The sequence below is a fragment of the Parashewanella curva genome (assembly GCF_003675895.1).
Lineage (GTDB): Bacteria > Pseudomonadota > Gammaproteobacteria > Enterobacterales > Shewanellaceae > Parashewanella > Parashewanella curva.
On sequence record NZ_ML014772.1, the window covers coordinates 36,071 to 53,130 of the forward strand.

A 17,060-nucleotide genomic window follows, 5' to 3' on the forward strand; every position below is an offset into this window, starting at 1 on the left:
GGCCATTAACTAAAGATTGAGTTATTGTTTAATATTGTTAATAAAGAACTATTATTTTATCGGGGATATAGGTGGATTGATACGCTTGGTTAAATTCATTCATTGAGAGTATTGAGTATGGCTAAAACCAAGGAAGGAGCTATAAATTTAAACAGCCAACATTTTGAATATTGGTTAGCGGTTTAATTTTTTTCTTATGATTTTAATTTAACAGTTAAGTCGATAAACACGTCTTGCTCAGGTTGAGAAGCCAGCAATTTATACTGAGCGTTTACAGTGTCAAAAAAATGCATAAGCTGCTTGTTTTGTTCGATTTCTTCCTTGCAAATTTTGCAGCGTGGGCTCAGATATTCCTCATCTGTCATTTGGCCACTTTGGATTTTTTCGACTATCTCTCCAAAGTCACTAGTTGAATTCTTTAAATTAGAATCGTGTGGCCGATGGTCAAAGACATCTATCGACCAAAATCCATCCATCGCATTGGCGCCATATAAAACAGTATCTGTGAGTTGTCGAAAACCAATGTTGGCTTTGTACGCTAAAACTTTTCCTTGACTATCTTTTAAGGCAAGTACGCATTCGACTTTATTTTGCCATGGCTGTTCTGTTTGACTTTGACTGGATGAAACCAAAGTATTATGAGAGTGAAACGTAGGAAGAACCTGAGAGTTAAAGCATGCCTTTTCATCATATGCAAAATTTTTTGAATAGCCATGAGATTGAGCATCACAAAGAAGTAAAAGCGGTTCACCCTCATTCGTTCTCTGAAGAAAGAAGCGTTACGTTTTTTTATCGACTTTGATTTGAATGGCTGTGGATTTTTCATGAAAACCAGCAACTATTCTATCGTTGCTGTCATAACCATTCATAGAGAGTTGGTGTGAAGATACTCGATAGCAAAATGTACAGCTTGCGGAATTTGCACTTGTTTGTGTTACTTCTCGTTCAAATACACCTGTATACTGGGCGTTAATTCTTCCTGTTTCTAATATTCCAGATAGTTGCTCTGCTGCTTGCCTTGCACCTTCAGATAAAGACGCCATAAATTTTGGATCATCTAAATTATTCAGAGCTTCGTGAGTTACAGATGTCATTGCCATGAGTTGGCTCTGCTGTTTGTCATATAGGTGTAATTAACTTTAGCTAATGAGCATTAACAGATAGTTTACACCACGTTTTATTTAGTTAACCTTAGCTTTGCGTAACTGAATTATTGAAAACTATGAAGGACAATGCTCATAATTTTACCTCTGTGTTTTGATTACTAAAGGGTAGTTGAAAAACTGCCCTTCATAGTTTCTAACAATCTGATTTAAATAAAAACAGTAAATTGTATTTACAGTGCTGTTAATTTAGATATTTTTTGAGATGTAAGCTATTCATGGCCAGAGCGTTTGTAAATATTGGTTGGCTGTTTGATTTCTTCATTTATACTCTCAAATTTACCTTAAAACGAATAACTAAATCTTGCTCCTCTTGTTCAGATAGTCTTTGGTATGCATCCTCTAGTTCCTTATGAAACTGATTAAGAGCACTATATCTCTTGAGAATTATTTGGCAATGACTGCAATGTGATGTGAGGAAATCCTTTATTTGTGTTCGATGGTCGTGATATACCTCATCGTCGGCTGTCAGCCATTGATTTTGAAGTTTGGCATATCCCTCTTTAAACCATTTTTCTTCATACCGATATCCGGCTGAATGACTTCTATGTTGACTCATATCAGGGAACCATATTCCATCCATGCTAGTACCACCCCATAGATATGTATTTAAACAATAGACAAAGGTAATGTCGCCTTTATGGGCAAGCTCTTTATCTGAATTGCCTATTAATGTGAGTTCACACTGGACTTTTCTATTCCAAGATTTTTTCTCGGAGATTGTGTTTGATGAAGTTAAGTGTACAGGGGAGTGAAAGGTGTCAAGACGATTAGAATCGAATGAATCACTTAGACATAAATTGCTATCATCAATATAATGAGATCCTGCATCGCAAAGTAGCACTAATGGGGTTGTTTTATTTCGGTGTAAGAAAAATCTGACTCGCTGGCGATCAACATTCATTTCTATGGCCGATGAATAGGTATGAAACTCGCTGAGTTTTAGATTAGATTCGTTATATCCATTCATGCAGAGTTGTTTTGAGGACACGTGATAACGAAAAGTGCAGCTTGTTGCATCACTATGTTCAAATTCTACGTGGGAGTCAAAAACACCAGTAACTACAGCGTTGTGTCTTTCTTTTTTGGCTAATTCACTTAATTCGGGACACTGCTCGACAATAGCAGTAAAGTTAGGTGTATTGGGAGAGAATTGAGTTGCCATATGAATACTACTTTTTCCAAACAGAATATGTAAAACTCTAGTTGATCATTAATTAGTAAAACATTTACATCATATTTTTTATTGTTAATCTTAAAGCTGAGGGCATAGTATTGAGTGCGAAAGTTAGTGAAAGTGAAATTTCAAAACCACGAAATTAACGAAGAGAATTACTTAGATTTTATTGATGGTGTTATTCAGTCTTTAAGATGCGACCGAAGTCCAAACATGGTTCAATCACCTTCGCAATATACTTTGCTGGTTAGCATGGTTATAAGCTGGTTCAACAGACCCTGACACAGCCTTTTAACTATTTATTAATAATTGTTAAGTTGTACTTCCATATTTGTAACATAAACTTTTTGTATAGGTTTATTGAAATGTTATAAATAGGATGTGTTATGGCTTCAAGGGTGCCACCGAATTTAACTCCTCTTACTGAACGTTTGGATTCTGCTGATGAACCTTCGCAGAGGGATGAAAAATTATTTGAGCATGATGTTAATCAATGCAGCGAACAGAATGAGAGCCACGCAGGACTAGTCAAATATCATCGTCAAAATTCGGAAGAACCAGAGTTCAAATCTTTACAGCTCCCTTTAACTACAGAAGACATGGTCGGTAGTGATCTATTTAAAAATTACAAAACAAGTGGGGGAGCCAAAAATTTTGAGCCAACACAGCCAAGAATCAAAGTGCTGTTTGAGAACCTCACTGATGTAACTAGTTATCTAGTTCGCCAAGCATCTGGTGAAAGGGAACAATTGGAAGTTTGCCTGCCAAATCCTCCATTTGCTCGATTCACAGATATTAGCTGTTCCCTTAAAACTCATGTGATATTAAATAGTGTTGATGGTTTTGATATAAAACAAAATGCAATGCATTCTAATTATGTTGATTTGCTCGATCAACAAAAGCACATTGCTACACAGTATCCTATTAATAAAGAGGAAGCAGCACATTTCTGGTTGATGGCGATGCAAAATAATACCGACATAATTATCGACTTAACACAAAAGGGGGACAAAGATTGTGTTCCTTACTACCCACTTCCTAAAAATGTGAAAGCAAAGGCAACCAGGAAAGAAAGGGAAAAGGCCATGGATTCGCAAGTTGCTTTCTCTTTTGGTGTAAAGCCGAAGAATGCTCATGATGAAATTGACCAACCTTCTAATAAAGATCACAAAGTTTCTCCTGAGCTGATTGTAAAACTTGCTACTGAACCTACGGAATCAAAGGTTAGAAGCACCAGTGTGTATAAAGTGACATTTAATCGTGAAGTCAAGCTAATCAGAAGATTTCATTGCAAAATATGGCGAGATCACGGTGCCGTTTCAACTGAAGAATTTGACGAGTTAATAAAAGAGTTAGCGAAGTATAAATATCAAAACTTTATCATTCATTGCCGTGCTGGGGTTGGAAGAACGATGACCCTTTGCGCTGGATTAGAGCTTCATCGTAAGTTCGAGAACGGTGAAATTAATCGTGAAAATTATCAAGAGATTGTTTTCAAAACCGTGATGAAACTTCGCTACCAACGAGGGCCATCAAGCGTTCAGACCCAAAATCAGTTTGAATTAATAATGAGAACTGTATATTTGTGGGTTGTTGAAGCAGAAAAGAATAGTCTAACTAATAGCAAGAAAAAAAAATAGAGATGTGTTGACTGAGATACACTCCTGTTGTTACTTCGTTGACCGATATACAAACCTGTCGTTACTTCGTTGACCGACATACAAATCTGTCGTTACTTCGTTTGGTATTCGAGTAAAAAAACACTACAATCGCTGCATTCTTTTTGAGTGCAGCGATTTTTTATGAAAAAGTCTGAAATCATGTACGGCCTTCATGCCGTCGAATCCTTGTTAAAACAATCCCCTGAACGTGTATTAGAGCTTTGGCTACTACAAGGTCGTGACGATGATCGCTTGCACAAAGTGATTAAATTGGCCCAAAACTTTGGTATTACTTTGCAGCGTGCATCCCGTAAAGTGCTAGATGACAAAGCGCAATCTCATCAACATCAAGGTATCGTTGTAAGGGTTAAACCTGCAAAAGCGTTAATTGAAAAAGACCTCGATATATTGCTTGAGAAAACCGAGCAGCCTTTCTTATTGATTTTAGACGGTGTCACCGATCCTCATAACCTTGGTGCTTGTTTAAGGAATGCAGATGCCGCTGGTGTACACGGTATTATTATTCCAAAAGACAACTCTGTTTCTATAACTTCAACAGTGAGTAAAGTCGCATGCGGAGCGGCAGAAGTGGTACCAGTGTTTCAGGTGACTAACCTTGCCCGAACTATGCGCCATATTCAGCAACAAGGCGTTTGGATTTTAGGTACCGCTGGTGAAGCGGATAGCGATATTTATCATGCCGATATGAAAGGTGCGTTAGCCATTGCTATGGGCGCTGAAGGTAAAGGTTTACGTCGTTTAACTCGTGAAGCGTGTGACAGTTTGATTTCGATCCCTATGGCGGGAACGGTTTCGAGTTTGAATGTGTCGGTGGCGACGGGTATTTGCTTGTTTGAAGCAGTAAGGCAAAGACAAGCGGCAATTGAGTAATATGAGCGTTCAAGCGCGCGTTTGAGTCACTAGTTGAAAAAAAGTTTCATAATTTTTAGTGAATTAACTTTAACTACACATTGATTTCCAAGCTGTTTGGTATTCCAGTGAATCAAGGTTCACTGGGCGTAACGTTATGGCTCAAGCTTTATATAATATATGTTGTGACTTTTTAAGACTGACCTCAGCAGACAAACGATTAGCTGTATCTGACTCGGAAGCAAAACAACATCTTTTTTTTGCTGGTTCAACTCAAAAAAAGTATGACGCTACACAAATTGCTCCTTTTTCTCCATTTGCCCAATTTTCAGGTACAGATACCAAAAGCCCTGTCATTAGTCAGCAGCCGACTCAGGATGATAAATTACCTCGCGGACTTCATGCATACAGCTTAGCTTTGTCAAATTATCAACGACATACTTTTTTTGGGGATCAAGATCTCTGTGTCTGTACCTATGGCACATCAATCGGTTGTCCTATATGGGGAGGGCTGGTTACTACCGTTGGTATGATATTTTATCCAACGGAAATATGTGGCCTTAGTGGTGTGGCTGTCGGCGGGATTGCTTGGGCGGGCGGTGTCGTTGGAGGTATCGTATTAGCGGTGGGCATAAGCGTTACTGCTGAAATTGTAATGCGAGTTAAAATGAATAAAGATCAGACTCTTGAAGATCTAGTTAAAGCATTAAATCAGCTTGACCAGCAGGGCTTTCCAACGGTTTTACGAGATAGTGCTTCAAACTATTCATTGCGAGATCCTGTGTTTATCAAAGGTCGTAAACAACCGATTTCTGCCCGTATGCTCTACGAATGTTTGAAAAAGGGAGAATATGAACTGGGTGATATAAAGCTCACACCTGAAAATGTGTTACTGCCTGAAAACTATTCAAAAATTCAGAGAAAAATAGCTGAAGTGCTGAATAGCTGCTTTAAGCAGAAAGATACCGTCGACTTTCTTATTCAAAATCAAAAAAATGGTAATTATAGCCTAGAGATCGAACAAGCTAAACGGCAACTGAGTCAATTGGTTGTTGCGTATTCGGCTCTTTTGAGCTTTTGAGGAAGTAACCACTCTAGAATCAGATATAAAAAATAAATCTTTCACCACAATGAAGACTCATTGTAATTTGGAGTAATTGGAACAAGTAAGCGAGGTGAAAATGAGAATGTTAACTAAAAAAAGTTTGTTGTTTATCTTGTTATTGAGTCATACTTTTTCGGTTTACTCCGCACCCACGCCTTCGATGTCGAATCAACTGACGGCTCAAATTACACAAGGACTTATTAGCCAGTTGCGAAAGGATTTAACCCTTTCTCCGATATACAACCCCCTGAAAACCTATATTTTTAAGGATTTAAAAGGTATTGATTGGAAAAGTAGTCTGCACGACTGGAAGACGCCTGATGGACAGGTTTGCCAATCTTCACCTAGCGTTACTCAAGCATGCAGTGAATTAGAGTTTTCAAAAGACACGTTAAAACAACGCCTTAATATTACCAATGATACTGATTTCAAGCTGCTGTTAAATACTCGATTCTCTCAATCGGTTGATGAAGAGATAAAAGGTGTCCCAGTTTGGCGTATCGCCTATGTTCAGGTGAATGATGGTAGCGTTGATTTGTATGGCGACAGTAACACCTCCAATCAGTTTTGGTTCCCTGCGGGTATTGAATTTCTACCGCCATTGGTCAACTAGTTCGTTATCAAAAAATATCCAATAGCTACAACAGGATTAGCTCTATCTTAAATGAGATATAAAAAATGAATATTACACCTCAATGGTGAATTGTTATAGGTTCGAGGAAAAGTCATGAGGTGAATATGTCTAGAGAATATCTTTTTGTTCCAATGCTATTGATGCCGCTGGCATTAACATGCTTTAGATCATTTGCTTCAGAAACCCTCCAGTGCTTTCTAATCTTCAAACTGCTCAGATAGCTCAAAGTGCTGCAAGTCAATTAAGTGAGCAATTGAATTTAAAAGCAATGTTTAACCCTTTAAAAAAATATAAAATTTCTGATATCGATGTGCACTGGAATAGTAGTTATTCTTGGACTTCACCAGAGGGACAAACCTGCTTAGGGGATAAAGACGAGTTCGAATGTTTAAAGCTAATATTGCCAAAAGATGTGTTAGAAAATGATTTGGGGATAAGTAATGACATTGAATTAAAGCTATTAACCCGCATGAAAGTGGGTCAATGGGGTTGTAAGAACGGTTCTTGTGATGACTCCAGATGGACGATAGAGTATGTTCAGGTGACCGATGACAGTGCGATTCTTTTTATCCAGCAAAGTTACAGACCTCAACATGAAAGTTTATGGGCGGATGCCGGTATTCTTTTTGATCCTCCAATAACTCAGTAACTCTTATCTAAGCATCTGAGAAGACCTCAAGAATTATTTTTATCCTTGTATTTTTGACTGGGTTTCTGTATTATCTCGCGCCTAATTCAGTCCAAATAATCCGTTCCTTGCCTCAAACTGGTTTGACTGATCCCAACAAGAGGCTAATTAACCGTAAGGAGCAATAAATGCGTCATTACGAAATCGTATTTATGGTTCACCCAGATCAAAGTGAACAAGTTCAAGGTATGATTGAGCGTTACACCGGTGTTATCACCGCTGCAAACGGTACCGTTCACCGCCTAGAAGATTGGGGCCGTCGTCAATTGGCTTACCCAATTCTTGAGCTGCACAAAGCACACTACGTTCTTATGAACGTTGAAGCAACTGCAGAAGCGATTGAAGAACTAGAAACAGCTTTCCGTTTCAACGACGCTGTACTGCGTAGCATGGTAATGCGTACTAAGCATGCTGTGACTGAAGCTTCACCAATGGCTAAAGCAAAAGAAGAGCGTGATTCTCGTCGTGCTCCAGCTGCAGAAAAGCCAGCAAGTGAAACCAAAGAAAGCGCTGAAGCAGCCGCTGAGTAACTTTCTAAGTGACCACTAACCACTTAAGCCTATCAGGTGAAATTGCTCGCTTGAAACGCTTAAAGAGTCCATCAGGTATTCCACATTGGGTGTTTCTGTTGGAACACAAATCGCAGCGTTATGAAGCCGATATGCTCCGTAACATTTATCTGCAAATGAAGGTGGTTTTAAGTGGCGAGCGTTTTGCGCTCATCGCTGAAAGTTTAGAAGCTGGCATGGAAGTTAAAGTCGACGGTTTTATTTCATTACAAACCAGTCGCAATGGTCAACAAAAGACCGTACTTCATGCCGAACAAGTCGAATTGAAAACTTAGGAGACTGTCAATATGGCACGTTATTTCCGTCGTCGTAAGTTCTGTCGTTTCACTGCTGAAGGTGTGACAGAAATTGATTACAAAGATATTGCCACTTTAAAGAACTACATCACTGAAAGCGGTAAGATCGTTCCTAGCCGTATCACTGGTACTAGTGCTAAATATCAACGCCAACTAGCTCGCGCTATCAAGCGTGCTCGTTATCTTTCTCTACTGCCATACACTGATCTACATCAGTAATAGCAGTCAAATATAGAGGATTTGATAATGTACGTAATTCTACTAGATAAAATTGCTAACCTAGGTAACCTAGGTGACAAAGTATCAGTTAAAGCTGGTTATGCTCGTAACTTCCTTTTACCTCAAGGTAAAGCAGTTGTTGCTAACGAAGAAAACGAAAAATTCTTCGAAGAGCGTCGTCAAGAGCTTGAAGCTAAACTTGCTGGTGAATTAGCAGTAGCTAATGAGCGCGCTGAAAAGCTAGCTGCTCTAGAAGCTGTTGTTATCGCTTCTAAAGCGGGTGAAGAAGGTAAACTATTCGGTTCTATCGGTACTCGCGATATCGCTGATGCAGTTACTGCTGCTGGTGTTGAACTGGCTAAAGCTGAAGTTCGTCTCCCACACGGTGCGCTACGTCACACTGGTGAGTTCGAAATTGACGTTCAACTTCACACTGAAGTTAAAGCTATCGTTAAAGTTTCAGTTGTTGCTGAAGACTAATAATTAGCTTTACTTTAAAGGCCTCGACATAGTCGGGGCTTTTTTATGCCTGAGATTAACGAAATTTAACTAATAATGAAGAATGAATTTGTTATTTTGTCAAAAATCATTAACTCAGTCGAATGATTATGACTTCAGAGATTCTCGGCTCAAGTAATGTGCAACCCCAAGTTTTACCTGAACAGTCTCAAGAAGTTGTAGCGCTTTTTGAACCAAAAGAAGGGCAATGCTTTAGCCAATCAGAAGGTAATCCCCAACAAACGCAGAAAAACCAAGAGTTTCATTCTCATCCTTCAATTGGACCACAAGAAGGTACCAATAGCATAGAGCAGAAATATGAAGTTCAAATATTACTGACAGAGCAAGTGCAATTTTATGTTAAGACCATTGAAGATTTGGTTGAATCGCTTGAGAAGTTAATTATTGTTGAGCGCTGCTACAAACAAATACCGATACTTAGTGAGCAACGGCAATGGTTAATCGAAAATTTGTTAAGTAAAAACATCACCTTAGAAGATCTCCTGATTCAAGACCATAAAAAATTTTGGACAATGTTTTCACATGCCGTAGTTGAACTCAGAGAGCTTTTGGAAAGCAAAGTAATATCAAATTTGGATTACTCTGTGTTATCACTGCATCTGGATAACATTAAAGCAATGGTTTTGTGTGACATTCCAGATTCTTTTAATGGATTTTATGATTTAGCGCAAAAAACCAGCATAGTTGGTAAGTGGATTAATTGTCCTCATGGATGTTCACATTATGAATTAACTGAGCCAGTTGAAATTCAATGCTTTTACAAACTGTTGCTTCATCTTCACCGCGAGCTGGGTATTTTCACGTTTTCTTCAAAATGCTTTGCTGATGAATTGGCAATACTACTGAGTAAGTTTGACCGACCCATAGTTGAATTGTGTGCGGGTAAAGGAATGATGTCTGCTTCTCTGATTGAAGCTTCAACTTCTTTGCAGTTGACCACAACAGACTACGGCCTTGGCAAAAAAAAGGCGTGGCGGAACGTAGAACTAACTGAACTTAATGCTTTTACAATACTATGCAAAGATGATTTAAAGAATCTCTACCTTGTTTGTAGTCCGCCAGTCCAATGGCTCGATGCTTTAAAGCAATCTAAAGTGAAAAATATCTATCTAATAATCGGGGAACAAATTGAAAAATATTTAGGAGAGAACAATTCATTACATATTCAAGAATTGTTTTTATCAGAACTCCCTAAAAACACTCCGAACACTCAAGTTGTTTTAGTGATGAGCAATGTTACTGATGAAGAGTTTCAGGTTGTAAAGTGTCTTATATAATAAGATTGTTTAATAAATTGAGACAAAAACTATAAAACTTTGATTTTATAGAATGTTGTGCTGTAAGATTTCTCAAGTTTTTAAAACCTTTGTAATAAATTTGTCGTATTATCGTCTCATTCTGTTTGTTTCTGTATCATCAGAGAGCACGAATAAAAGGTGGTGCTACTAGGGTTTGTCCTAAAGAGTATCAGAGAAGAAGATTGTCGGACTCGCTATGACCAAAATACCTGCGTTGTTGTTTTGTTTATTTTTTATGGTCTTTTCAGGCTTATCTAATGCTCATTCTGAGCACGCTTCTCGGCGCATGATGAATGAAAATGATGGCTTAGATACCATGGTTCAAAAAGTCATTTTTGATGGTGATGGTTTCAGCTGGCTGTTAACTGAAAAAGGCTTGTTTAGAGCAATGAACACCGGTATTGAAAAAGTCGGTAGTAGACAACAAGAACACTTTTATAACGAGTTTTTTGTAAATGGTGCCTGTTTAGACGATAAACAAATATTGGTGAGTACGTTATCCGAGCTTTTTGTCTTTGATGAACGTACGAATCGATTTACCGAACTCAATCATTTTCGTGCTTTTCAAGGTAAACCGATAAATGGGTTAGCTGGGGTGGTTAAATATGGAAATCGTAGCTTTCACCTATTAACTCAACAAGGACGACTTTATTTTGTTGAAAGTTTGGATAAGCCAGCAACCGAAATTGCGCGTTTAGTAACGAATGATGACTTCAAATTTATTGGTCTTGTGCAAATGGATGAGCAGCATTTATTGGCATACAGCGAAAACCAAATTGCGGTAATAGATACAAAAACCTTCAAAGTCACAATTCAATCTTGGTCTGGTAAAGATGCTGTTATTAATCAGATCATTTCAGATAAAAAACAGCATGTATGGTTAGCTGCCAATAATGGTCTATATCGACTGCAGTATGATGATAGTAAGATCAGCCACAAACAACATTTGAAACAAGCCGTATTTTCAGTGGCTTCTGATTCCCACGATGAGCTTTGGTTGGTTACCGAAAAGGGAATGAAAATTTGGTCTTTAACTGAACAGCACCTACATGATGTTGAGCAGGGCGAGCAAGTAGAAAAACTTTTTGCTGACAAAACCAATTTGATTTGGGGTATTGGTAATCATCGTGGCGTCGCTATTTTTAATGAGACTCCAGACTTTATTACCGATGAAATATCTAGAAAGTCCGAATACATGTTGCCGTCTCAGGACATTTGGAATATGTATGGCGATAATGATGAATTATGGGTGGCCACCGCCAATTATGTCGTTCACATTAATAGGAAAACCCATCAAGTTGAACCCATAATGTTGCCTGAGCTCGCAGCAAATGAAACCGTATTTTTTATTAAACCATTTCAAGGTAGTCAATTATTGCTCAGCAGTACTGATGGCCTGTTTATTCTAAACCCTCTTACCAAGCACATCACTCGATTCGCGGATTGGGCTGGAACAGATAGCTCGCTAGAAAACAAAACCACCTATGATGTGGTGTTTGATCCCGAGAAAAGTCGGTATTGGTTTGCAACCTCTTCTGGTTTGTACTTTTGGGATATTGATTCGTCTCAAGTTGTTAAATCGAGCATACTTCAAAAATTGCCTGATCAAGTGGAATCAGTCAGGAGCTTACATCTAGCAGCAGACGGCAAACTATGGTTTGCTCGATTCAAACAGTTTGGTTTTATCCAAAATGATAAAGTGACGAAGTTTGATAGTGATTTTTTTGGTTTTAAAACGATTCCTACCATCAGTGAAATCATTCAAGTCGATAATAATACCCTTTGGTTTGGTACTTTTAACCGAGGCGTATTTGAATATAAAACAAATGATACACGGGCTGAGTCATTAAATCAGCGTTGGGGTACTCATTGCGAAGCGGTATATTTTATTCGCAAGGTAGAAGAAAGGTTATTCGTCGGCTGTGATGACAAATTGATTGCCAGCAACATGCTCAATACACAACAAGTAACAGTGCTTGAACAGAGTGATGGTTTGTTGAAAGCTGACTTTAATGAAGGCTCTGCTTTTTATCACCCTGATGCTGGCTTTTATGTCGGTACTACTAAAGGTGTGATGTTACTTGACCCTGATAAGATCAAAAACCGACTGATTAATGACGGTGTTTTTCTAGCGCAAATTACGGCGTATTATCCCGATAGAGAAGAAATTAGACTGAGCCCGACAAAAACTGAGGTGTTTGAACCTGATGTCAGTTTATTGAGTTTGAAGCTCGCCACCCATGATTACCTTGAAGCAAATTTAAATCACCTTTCCTATCGGTTTAACAAATTAGGGGTAGAAAGCAAACAAGGATTTATTCAGCTCTCAAATCATTCTGTCATTAATTTGTCCTCCCTCGCACCAGGACAATATACCTTAGAGTTATATGGTGATGTAAATGGGATGCAGAACAAAAAGCCTTATATTTACTCATTTACCATATTACAAAACTGGTGGCAGTCTCAGCAGTTTAAGACTGTTGTGAGCTTCAGCATCTTTGTGCTGTTAGGGATATTTTTAATGCGCCATCAAGCGCGAACTCGTAAAACTAAGGTATTGAACCAAGAATTACTGAATACCCAAGAGCGTTTGCATCAAGCATTGAAGAGCAGTGACTCATTTTTGTGGGAGTGGGAGCCCAAGAATCTGCAAGTTAAGCTGGGTAACTACAACAAGATTTTTGATAAAGATCAGAATCATTCAATTCGTTCAGTAGATGAACTTAATATACACCCAGACGATAAAGCATATGTACTAGAGCATTGGGAGAGAATGCTCACAGGCAAGCAAGATTCTTTTGAGCTGGAATATCGTCTTCAACACCGTGATGGCAGCTGGCGTTGGATCCGAACCAAAGGTAGGCCAACTAAAGTAGATATTGAAGACGGAACGATTAACACTGTTTCCGGTATCTCAACCGATATTACCAGTACTCGAAACCTTGAAAATAAATTAAGTATGATAGGAGAGTCTTTCGAAAATACCTCTGAAGGCATTTTGATTTTTGACTCCGAACAACAAGTTATTCTTTCTAATAAAGCGGCACAGTCCATCATTGGTGTTGAAGAAAAGGCACTAATACATCGAAACTTTTGTGATTTGCTTGCCTTAGAGCGAGAAGAATACTGTATGGATGCATTGCTTGAAGACAATCCATACTGGCATGGTGAACTTGCCTTTATTACCGATGGCAATCCATCTTGTCCTGTTTGGGTAAACTTGTCAGCAATGCAGTCTCGAATGCAAACAGAAGCGCATTATGTGGCTGTGTTCTCCGACATTACAGAGCGTAAGCGTACTGAAGCAGAGCTGAGGCAACTTGCAAACTACGATGGCTTAACGGGTTTGCCCAATCGAACTTTGTTTAATCGTGAGCTTGCACAAGCTATTCATGAAGCGAAACAAGAAAGTCAGCAGTTAGCTTTGATGTTCTTAGATCTTGATCGGTTTAAAGACATCAATGATACCTATGGACACAGCATGGGAGATGCGGTGTTGATGGAAGCTTCTAAACGGCTTATAGACTCCATCGGTAAAAATACGATTTTATGTCGTTTTGGTGGTGATGAGTTCGTTGTTTTGATTAAGCAAGTGACGGACATCGCCCAACTTGATCATTTGGCTAGCATTATCTTAAAACAAATTGAAACGCCGTTTATTATTAATGGTCGTGAGTTTTATATCAGCACCAGTATTGGTATCAGTTTGTTTCCCGATCATGCTTTAACCGCGGAAGGCTTGATCAAAAATGCGGATTTGTCTATGTATCATGCCAAAGATGAAGGTCGCGGTAACCATCAATATTATTCTTTATCTCGTTATCAAGAAAATCAATATCAATTGCAGTTAGAGCATGATCTTCGTTATGCGTTTAAAAAGCATGAGTTTGAACTGAATTTTCAGCCCCAGATCAGTGTATTGGATGACGATCAGATTGTAGGTATGGAAGCACTGTTGCGCTGGAATCATACTCAAAAAGGTTATATTCGTCCTGATATTTTCATCCCTGTCGCTGAAAAGTGTGGTTTGATTGTTGATATTGATCGCTGGGTGCTGTTTGCTTCACTAAGGCAGTTGGCAAAATGGCAGGGAAGATATCAACGTAAATTTAGGCTTTCTATTAACGTTTCTGCCGCACATTTCCGTCAGCCAGATTATGTTGCAACCGTTAAGTCAGCTATCGAACAGACAGGTGTTTCGCCTAGCAGTGTTGGCCTAGAAATTACCGAAGGTGTGTTGATGAATGAACTGAATATTGCCCAATCGCATTTGTCAGAGCTACATGCCATGGGCGTTGAAGTGGCGATTGATGATTTTGGCACGGGCTATTCGTCCCTAGCTTATTTGCGAAACTTTAAAGTGAATACCTTAAAGATCGATCGTAAATTTATCATTGATATTGCCCACAATCGTGCTGACCAAGCTATTGTTAACAGTATTGTCGAGTTAGCGCGTAACTTGAAGTTAAAAGTGGTGGCAGAAGGTATTGAAACGTACGAACAACTTGAGCACCTAATAGGGCGTGGTTGTTACCTTATGCAGGGATACTACTTTTCTAGGCCTCTTGATATTAAAGGTATCGAACAATATCTTGAACATGCCGACGAACTTGAAAGAGAAATCTAATCAATGAAAAAAACACTGATAATAGGTCTATTGCTTACCATTAGTCTTATGGTTCAGTCTGTTTCTGCCCGTCCTAAAATTGGATTAGTTCTCAGTGGTGGCGGAGCGAAAGGTGCAGCCCACATTGGTGTTTTAAAAGTATTAGAAGAAAACCACATTCCTGTTGATTATATTGCTGGAACGAGTATTGGTGCTTACGTTGGTGGCATGTATGCACTGGGTTACAGTGCTGATGAAATAAAAAAAATCATGCTGTCTACCAAATGGGATAAGGGATATTCAGACATTATTCCTCGTCAGGATCTTAGTTTCAGGGATAAAGAGAATCGAGATAAATTCAATGTTCCTTTGTTTTTGGGCTACAGCGATGACAAATTAAAATCCCCAGCTGGTATATTGCTAGGGCAAACCATGTCAGAGTTATTACGTAACTCAACAGGGCTAGTCCATAAATTTGACAGCTTTGATCAATTAGCGATCCCATACCGTGCTGTCGCGACTGATTTGATCACAAGTCATGCTGTGGTGATTGATAAAGGTAGTTTGGTATTTGCGATGCAAGCTTCAGCGACGGTTCCTGGCGCATTGCAACCGCTTTCTTACGGTGACAAGTTACTGGTTGATGGCGGAATTTCCAACAATATGCCGGTTGATGTAGTAAAAGCGATGGGAGCGGACATTGTTATTGCAGTTGATATAGGTTCGTCATTAGCAAAGAAATCCAAGCTTAATGATGCGGTAGCAGTATTAAACCAACTATCGACAATGATGACCAATGCCAGCACTCAAAAACAAATCGCTTTATTGAACGAGAAAGACATACTGATCCGCCCTAAAGTTGGTTCATTAAGTACAACAGATTTTAGTATCTTACCCAAGGTGTATCAGTTGGGTGAAACTGCAGCCAAAACACAACTCGTGAAGCTTAAGCGTTTGTCTATGCCAACTAGTCAATATGCCAGTTATCAAGCTCATAAAGCTAAAATAAAACAAAATATAGCTTCACCATTAACCCAACCTATTTACAAGATAGTATTAAATAATGACTCACAAACCAGTGCGAATATCATTTTAAACGCTTTTGATATTCATGAGGGGAAACCCGTTACTAAGCAGCAGTTGCAAAATGCCATTAAACGGGTATATGCACTGAACAAGTTTGAAAAGGTTATTACCGAGTTTTCCGATACGCCACAAGGTCGAATCCTCACTCTAACAACAAAAGCGAAATCGTGGGGGCCGAATTATTTTCAGTTTGGGTTGAACTGGGAAGATGATTTAGAGATTGGCTCATATGTCAGTGTTGATTTAGCTTATACCTTGACAGATATCACTGATAATGGTGGGGAATGGCGCAATGAGTTAAAAGTGGGAGATAACAAACGATTTTTGACCGAGTTTTATCAACCTATTGATGGTTCACACAACCTGTACTTCAGAAGTCGCTATACCTTTACGAAAAAGAAGCAAGGTGTATTTGATAACAATAAACTTACGCTTGATGTCTCTCGTCGTACTCATAACGTGGAGTCAGGAATTGGTGTAACTCTTGGGTATACTGGATTTGCTGAACTAGGAATGAGAGCGTTATATGGGCGTATCTCTAGCAATGCAGTTCTAAAATCAAGCTTTGATATAAGAGGCTATGGTGGCTATTTTAGCCTAGGTTATGATGATTTAGACAGTATCAGTTTTCCAACCGAGGGAGATAGGCTGACTATAGGGGTAGAATTTGGCCGTAGTGATGTTACTCGTCAGGATGAAAATTTCTCTTCGGACTTTAATTTGCATTACCAACTGAACTGGAAAGGCGCGATAAATGTTGGTAACCATATTTTTGTAGGTAAATTAGATTTTGAAAGTGCCAATAATACGAAAGGAGAGTTGGTAGCAGAGCCTGCTGAACTAGGTGGCTTTTTGAATCTCTCTGGCTATCATCGTGATGCGTTACTTGGAAACCATAAAGCATTCGCTGCATTGATGTACCAATATGATTTAGGCAGAGGTGTGCTCGGGTTAAACTCTTTGCCACTCTATCTGGGCACTAGTGTTGAAGCTGGTAATGTGTGGTTGAATCGCAGTGACGTCTCATTTAGCGATTTGATTTATGGCGGCAGTGTATTTTTAGGGACACAAACGCAATTCGGCCCTGCGGCGTTAGGTTTTGGTTATGCCGATGGTGGTAATTCTACGGTCTATTTCTTTTTAGGAAAGACGTTTTAACTTGAGAGCTC

At 39.0% G+C, this 17,060-nt stretch carries 15 protein-coding genes; 12 read left to right on the plus strand and 3 right to left on the minus strand.

What is annotated here, in order from left to right; genetic code table 11:
- Window positions 1-194: 194 nt before the first annotated feature.
- From D5018_RS09270 to D5018_RS09280, 3 genes are all read right to left on the minus strand, one after another.
- Window positions 195-632, minus strand: a complete 438-nt coding sequence (locus tag D5018_RS09270; protein WP_121838729.1) for a hypothetical protein — start codon at window positions 630-632, stop codon at window positions 195-197.
- A 147-nt stretch (window positions 633-779) separates the two neighbouring features.
- Window positions 780-1,100 (minus strand): hypothetical protein, encoded by a 321-nt coding sequence (locus tag D5018_RS09275; RefSeq protein WP_121838730.1) that lies wholly within the window; start codon window positions 1,098-1,100, stop codon window positions 780-782.
- Window positions 1,101-1,428: 328 nt separating this feature from the next.
- The gene (locus tag D5018_RS09280; protein WP_121838731.1) at window positions 1,429-2,328 is read right to left on the minus strand and encodes a hypothetical protein; all 900 of its coding nucleotides are present in this window, start codon (window positions 2,326-2,328) and stop codon (window positions 1,429-1,431) included.
- Between the two features lie 398 nt (window positions 2,329-2,726).
- Between D5018_RS09280 and D5018_RS09285 the strand changes: the two genes are divergently transcribed.
- The 12 genes from D5018_RS09285 (at window position 2,727) to D5018_RS09340 (ending at window position 17,049) form a co-directional block, all read left to right on the plus strand.
- Window positions 2,727-3,980 (plus strand): protein-tyrosine phosphatase family protein, encoded by a 1,254-nt coding sequence (locus D5018_RS09285; protein ID WP_121838732.1) that lies wholly within the window; start codon window positions 2,727-2,729, stop codon window positions 3,978-3,980.
- 162 nt (window positions 3,981-4,142) lie between these two features.
- Window positions 4,143-4,892: a 23S rRNA (guanosine(2251)-2'-O)-methyltransferase RlmB gene (gene rlmB, locus D5018_RS09290; RefSeq protein WP_121838733.1), complete on the plus strand. Its 750-nt coding sequence runs from the start codon at window positions 4,143-4,145 to the stop codon at window positions 4,890-4,892.
- A 136-nt stretch (window positions 4,893-5,028) separates the two neighbouring features.
- Window positions 5,029-5,952 carry a hypothetical protein gene (locus tag D5018_RS09295; protein ID WP_121838734.1) on the plus strand — a complete coding sequence of 308 codons (924 nt, stop codon included), beginning with the start codon at window positions 5,029-5,031 and terminating at the stop codon, window positions 5,950-5,952.
- Window positions 5,953-6,058: 106 nt separating this feature from the next.
- Window positions 6,059-6,589 carry a hypothetical protein gene (locus D5018_RS09300; protein ID WP_121838735.1) on the plus strand — a complete coding sequence of 177 codons (531 nt, stop codon included), beginning with the start codon at window positions 6,059-6,061 and terminating at the stop codon, window positions 6,587-6,589.
- Window positions 6,590-6,800: 211 nt separating this feature from the next.
- Window positions 6,801-7,259 (plus strand): hypothetical protein, encoded by a 459-nt coding sequence (locus D5018_RS09305; protein ID WP_121838736.1) that lies wholly within the window; start codon window positions 6,801-6,803, stop codon window positions 7,257-7,259.
- Window positions 7,260-7,426: 167 nt separating this feature from the next.
- Window positions 7,427-7,828: a 30S ribosomal protein S6 gene (rpsF, locus tag D5018_RS09310; RefSeq protein ID WP_121838737.1), complete on the plus strand. Its 402-nt coding sequence runs from the start codon at window positions 7,427-7,429 to the stop codon at window positions 7,826-7,828.
- 8 nt (window positions 7,829-7,836) lie between these two features.
- Window positions 7,837-8,142 (plus strand): primosomal replication protein N, encoded by a 306-nt coding sequence (gene priB / locus D5018_RS09315; RefSeq protein WP_121838738.1) that lies wholly within the window; start codon window positions 7,837-7,839, stop codon window positions 8,140-8,142.
- A 12-nt stretch (window positions 8,143-8,154) separates the two neighbouring features.
- On the plus strand, window positions 8,155-8,382 hold the full coding sequence (gene rpsR, locus D5018_RS09320) for a 30S ribosomal protein S18 (protein ID WP_025009344.1): 228 nt from the start codon (window positions 8,155-8,157) through the stop codon (window positions 8,380-8,382).
- Between the two features lie 27 nt (window positions 8,383-8,409).
- Window positions 8,410-8,862 (plus strand): 50S ribosomal protein L9, encoded by a 453-nt coding sequence (gene rplI / locus D5018_RS09325; protein ID WP_121838739.1) that lies wholly within the window; start codon window positions 8,410-8,412, stop codon window positions 8,860-8,862.
- 128 nt (window positions 8,863-8,990) lie between these two features.
- Window positions 8,991-10,178 carry a hypothetical protein gene (locus D5018_RS09330; protein ID WP_121838740.1) on the plus strand — a complete coding sequence of 396 codons (1,188 nt, stop codon included), beginning with the start codon at window positions 8,991-8,993 and terminating at the stop codon, window positions 10,176-10,178.
- Between the two features lie 217 nt (window positions 10,179-10,395).
- Entirely contained in the window at window positions 10,396-14,826 is a 4,431-nt protein-coding gene (locus D5018_RS09335) for an EAL domain-containing protein (protein ID WP_121838741.1), read from the plus strand.
- A 3-nt stretch (window positions 14,827-14,829) separates the two neighbouring features.
- Window positions 14,830-17,049 carry a patatin-like phospholipase family protein gene (locus D5018_RS09340; protein ID WP_121838742.1) on the plus strand — a complete coding sequence of 740 codons (2,220 nt, stop codon included), beginning with the start codon at window positions 14,830-14,832 and terminating at the stop codon, window positions 17,047-17,049.
- The last annotated feature ends 11 nt before the right edge of the window (window positions 17,050-17,060 follow it).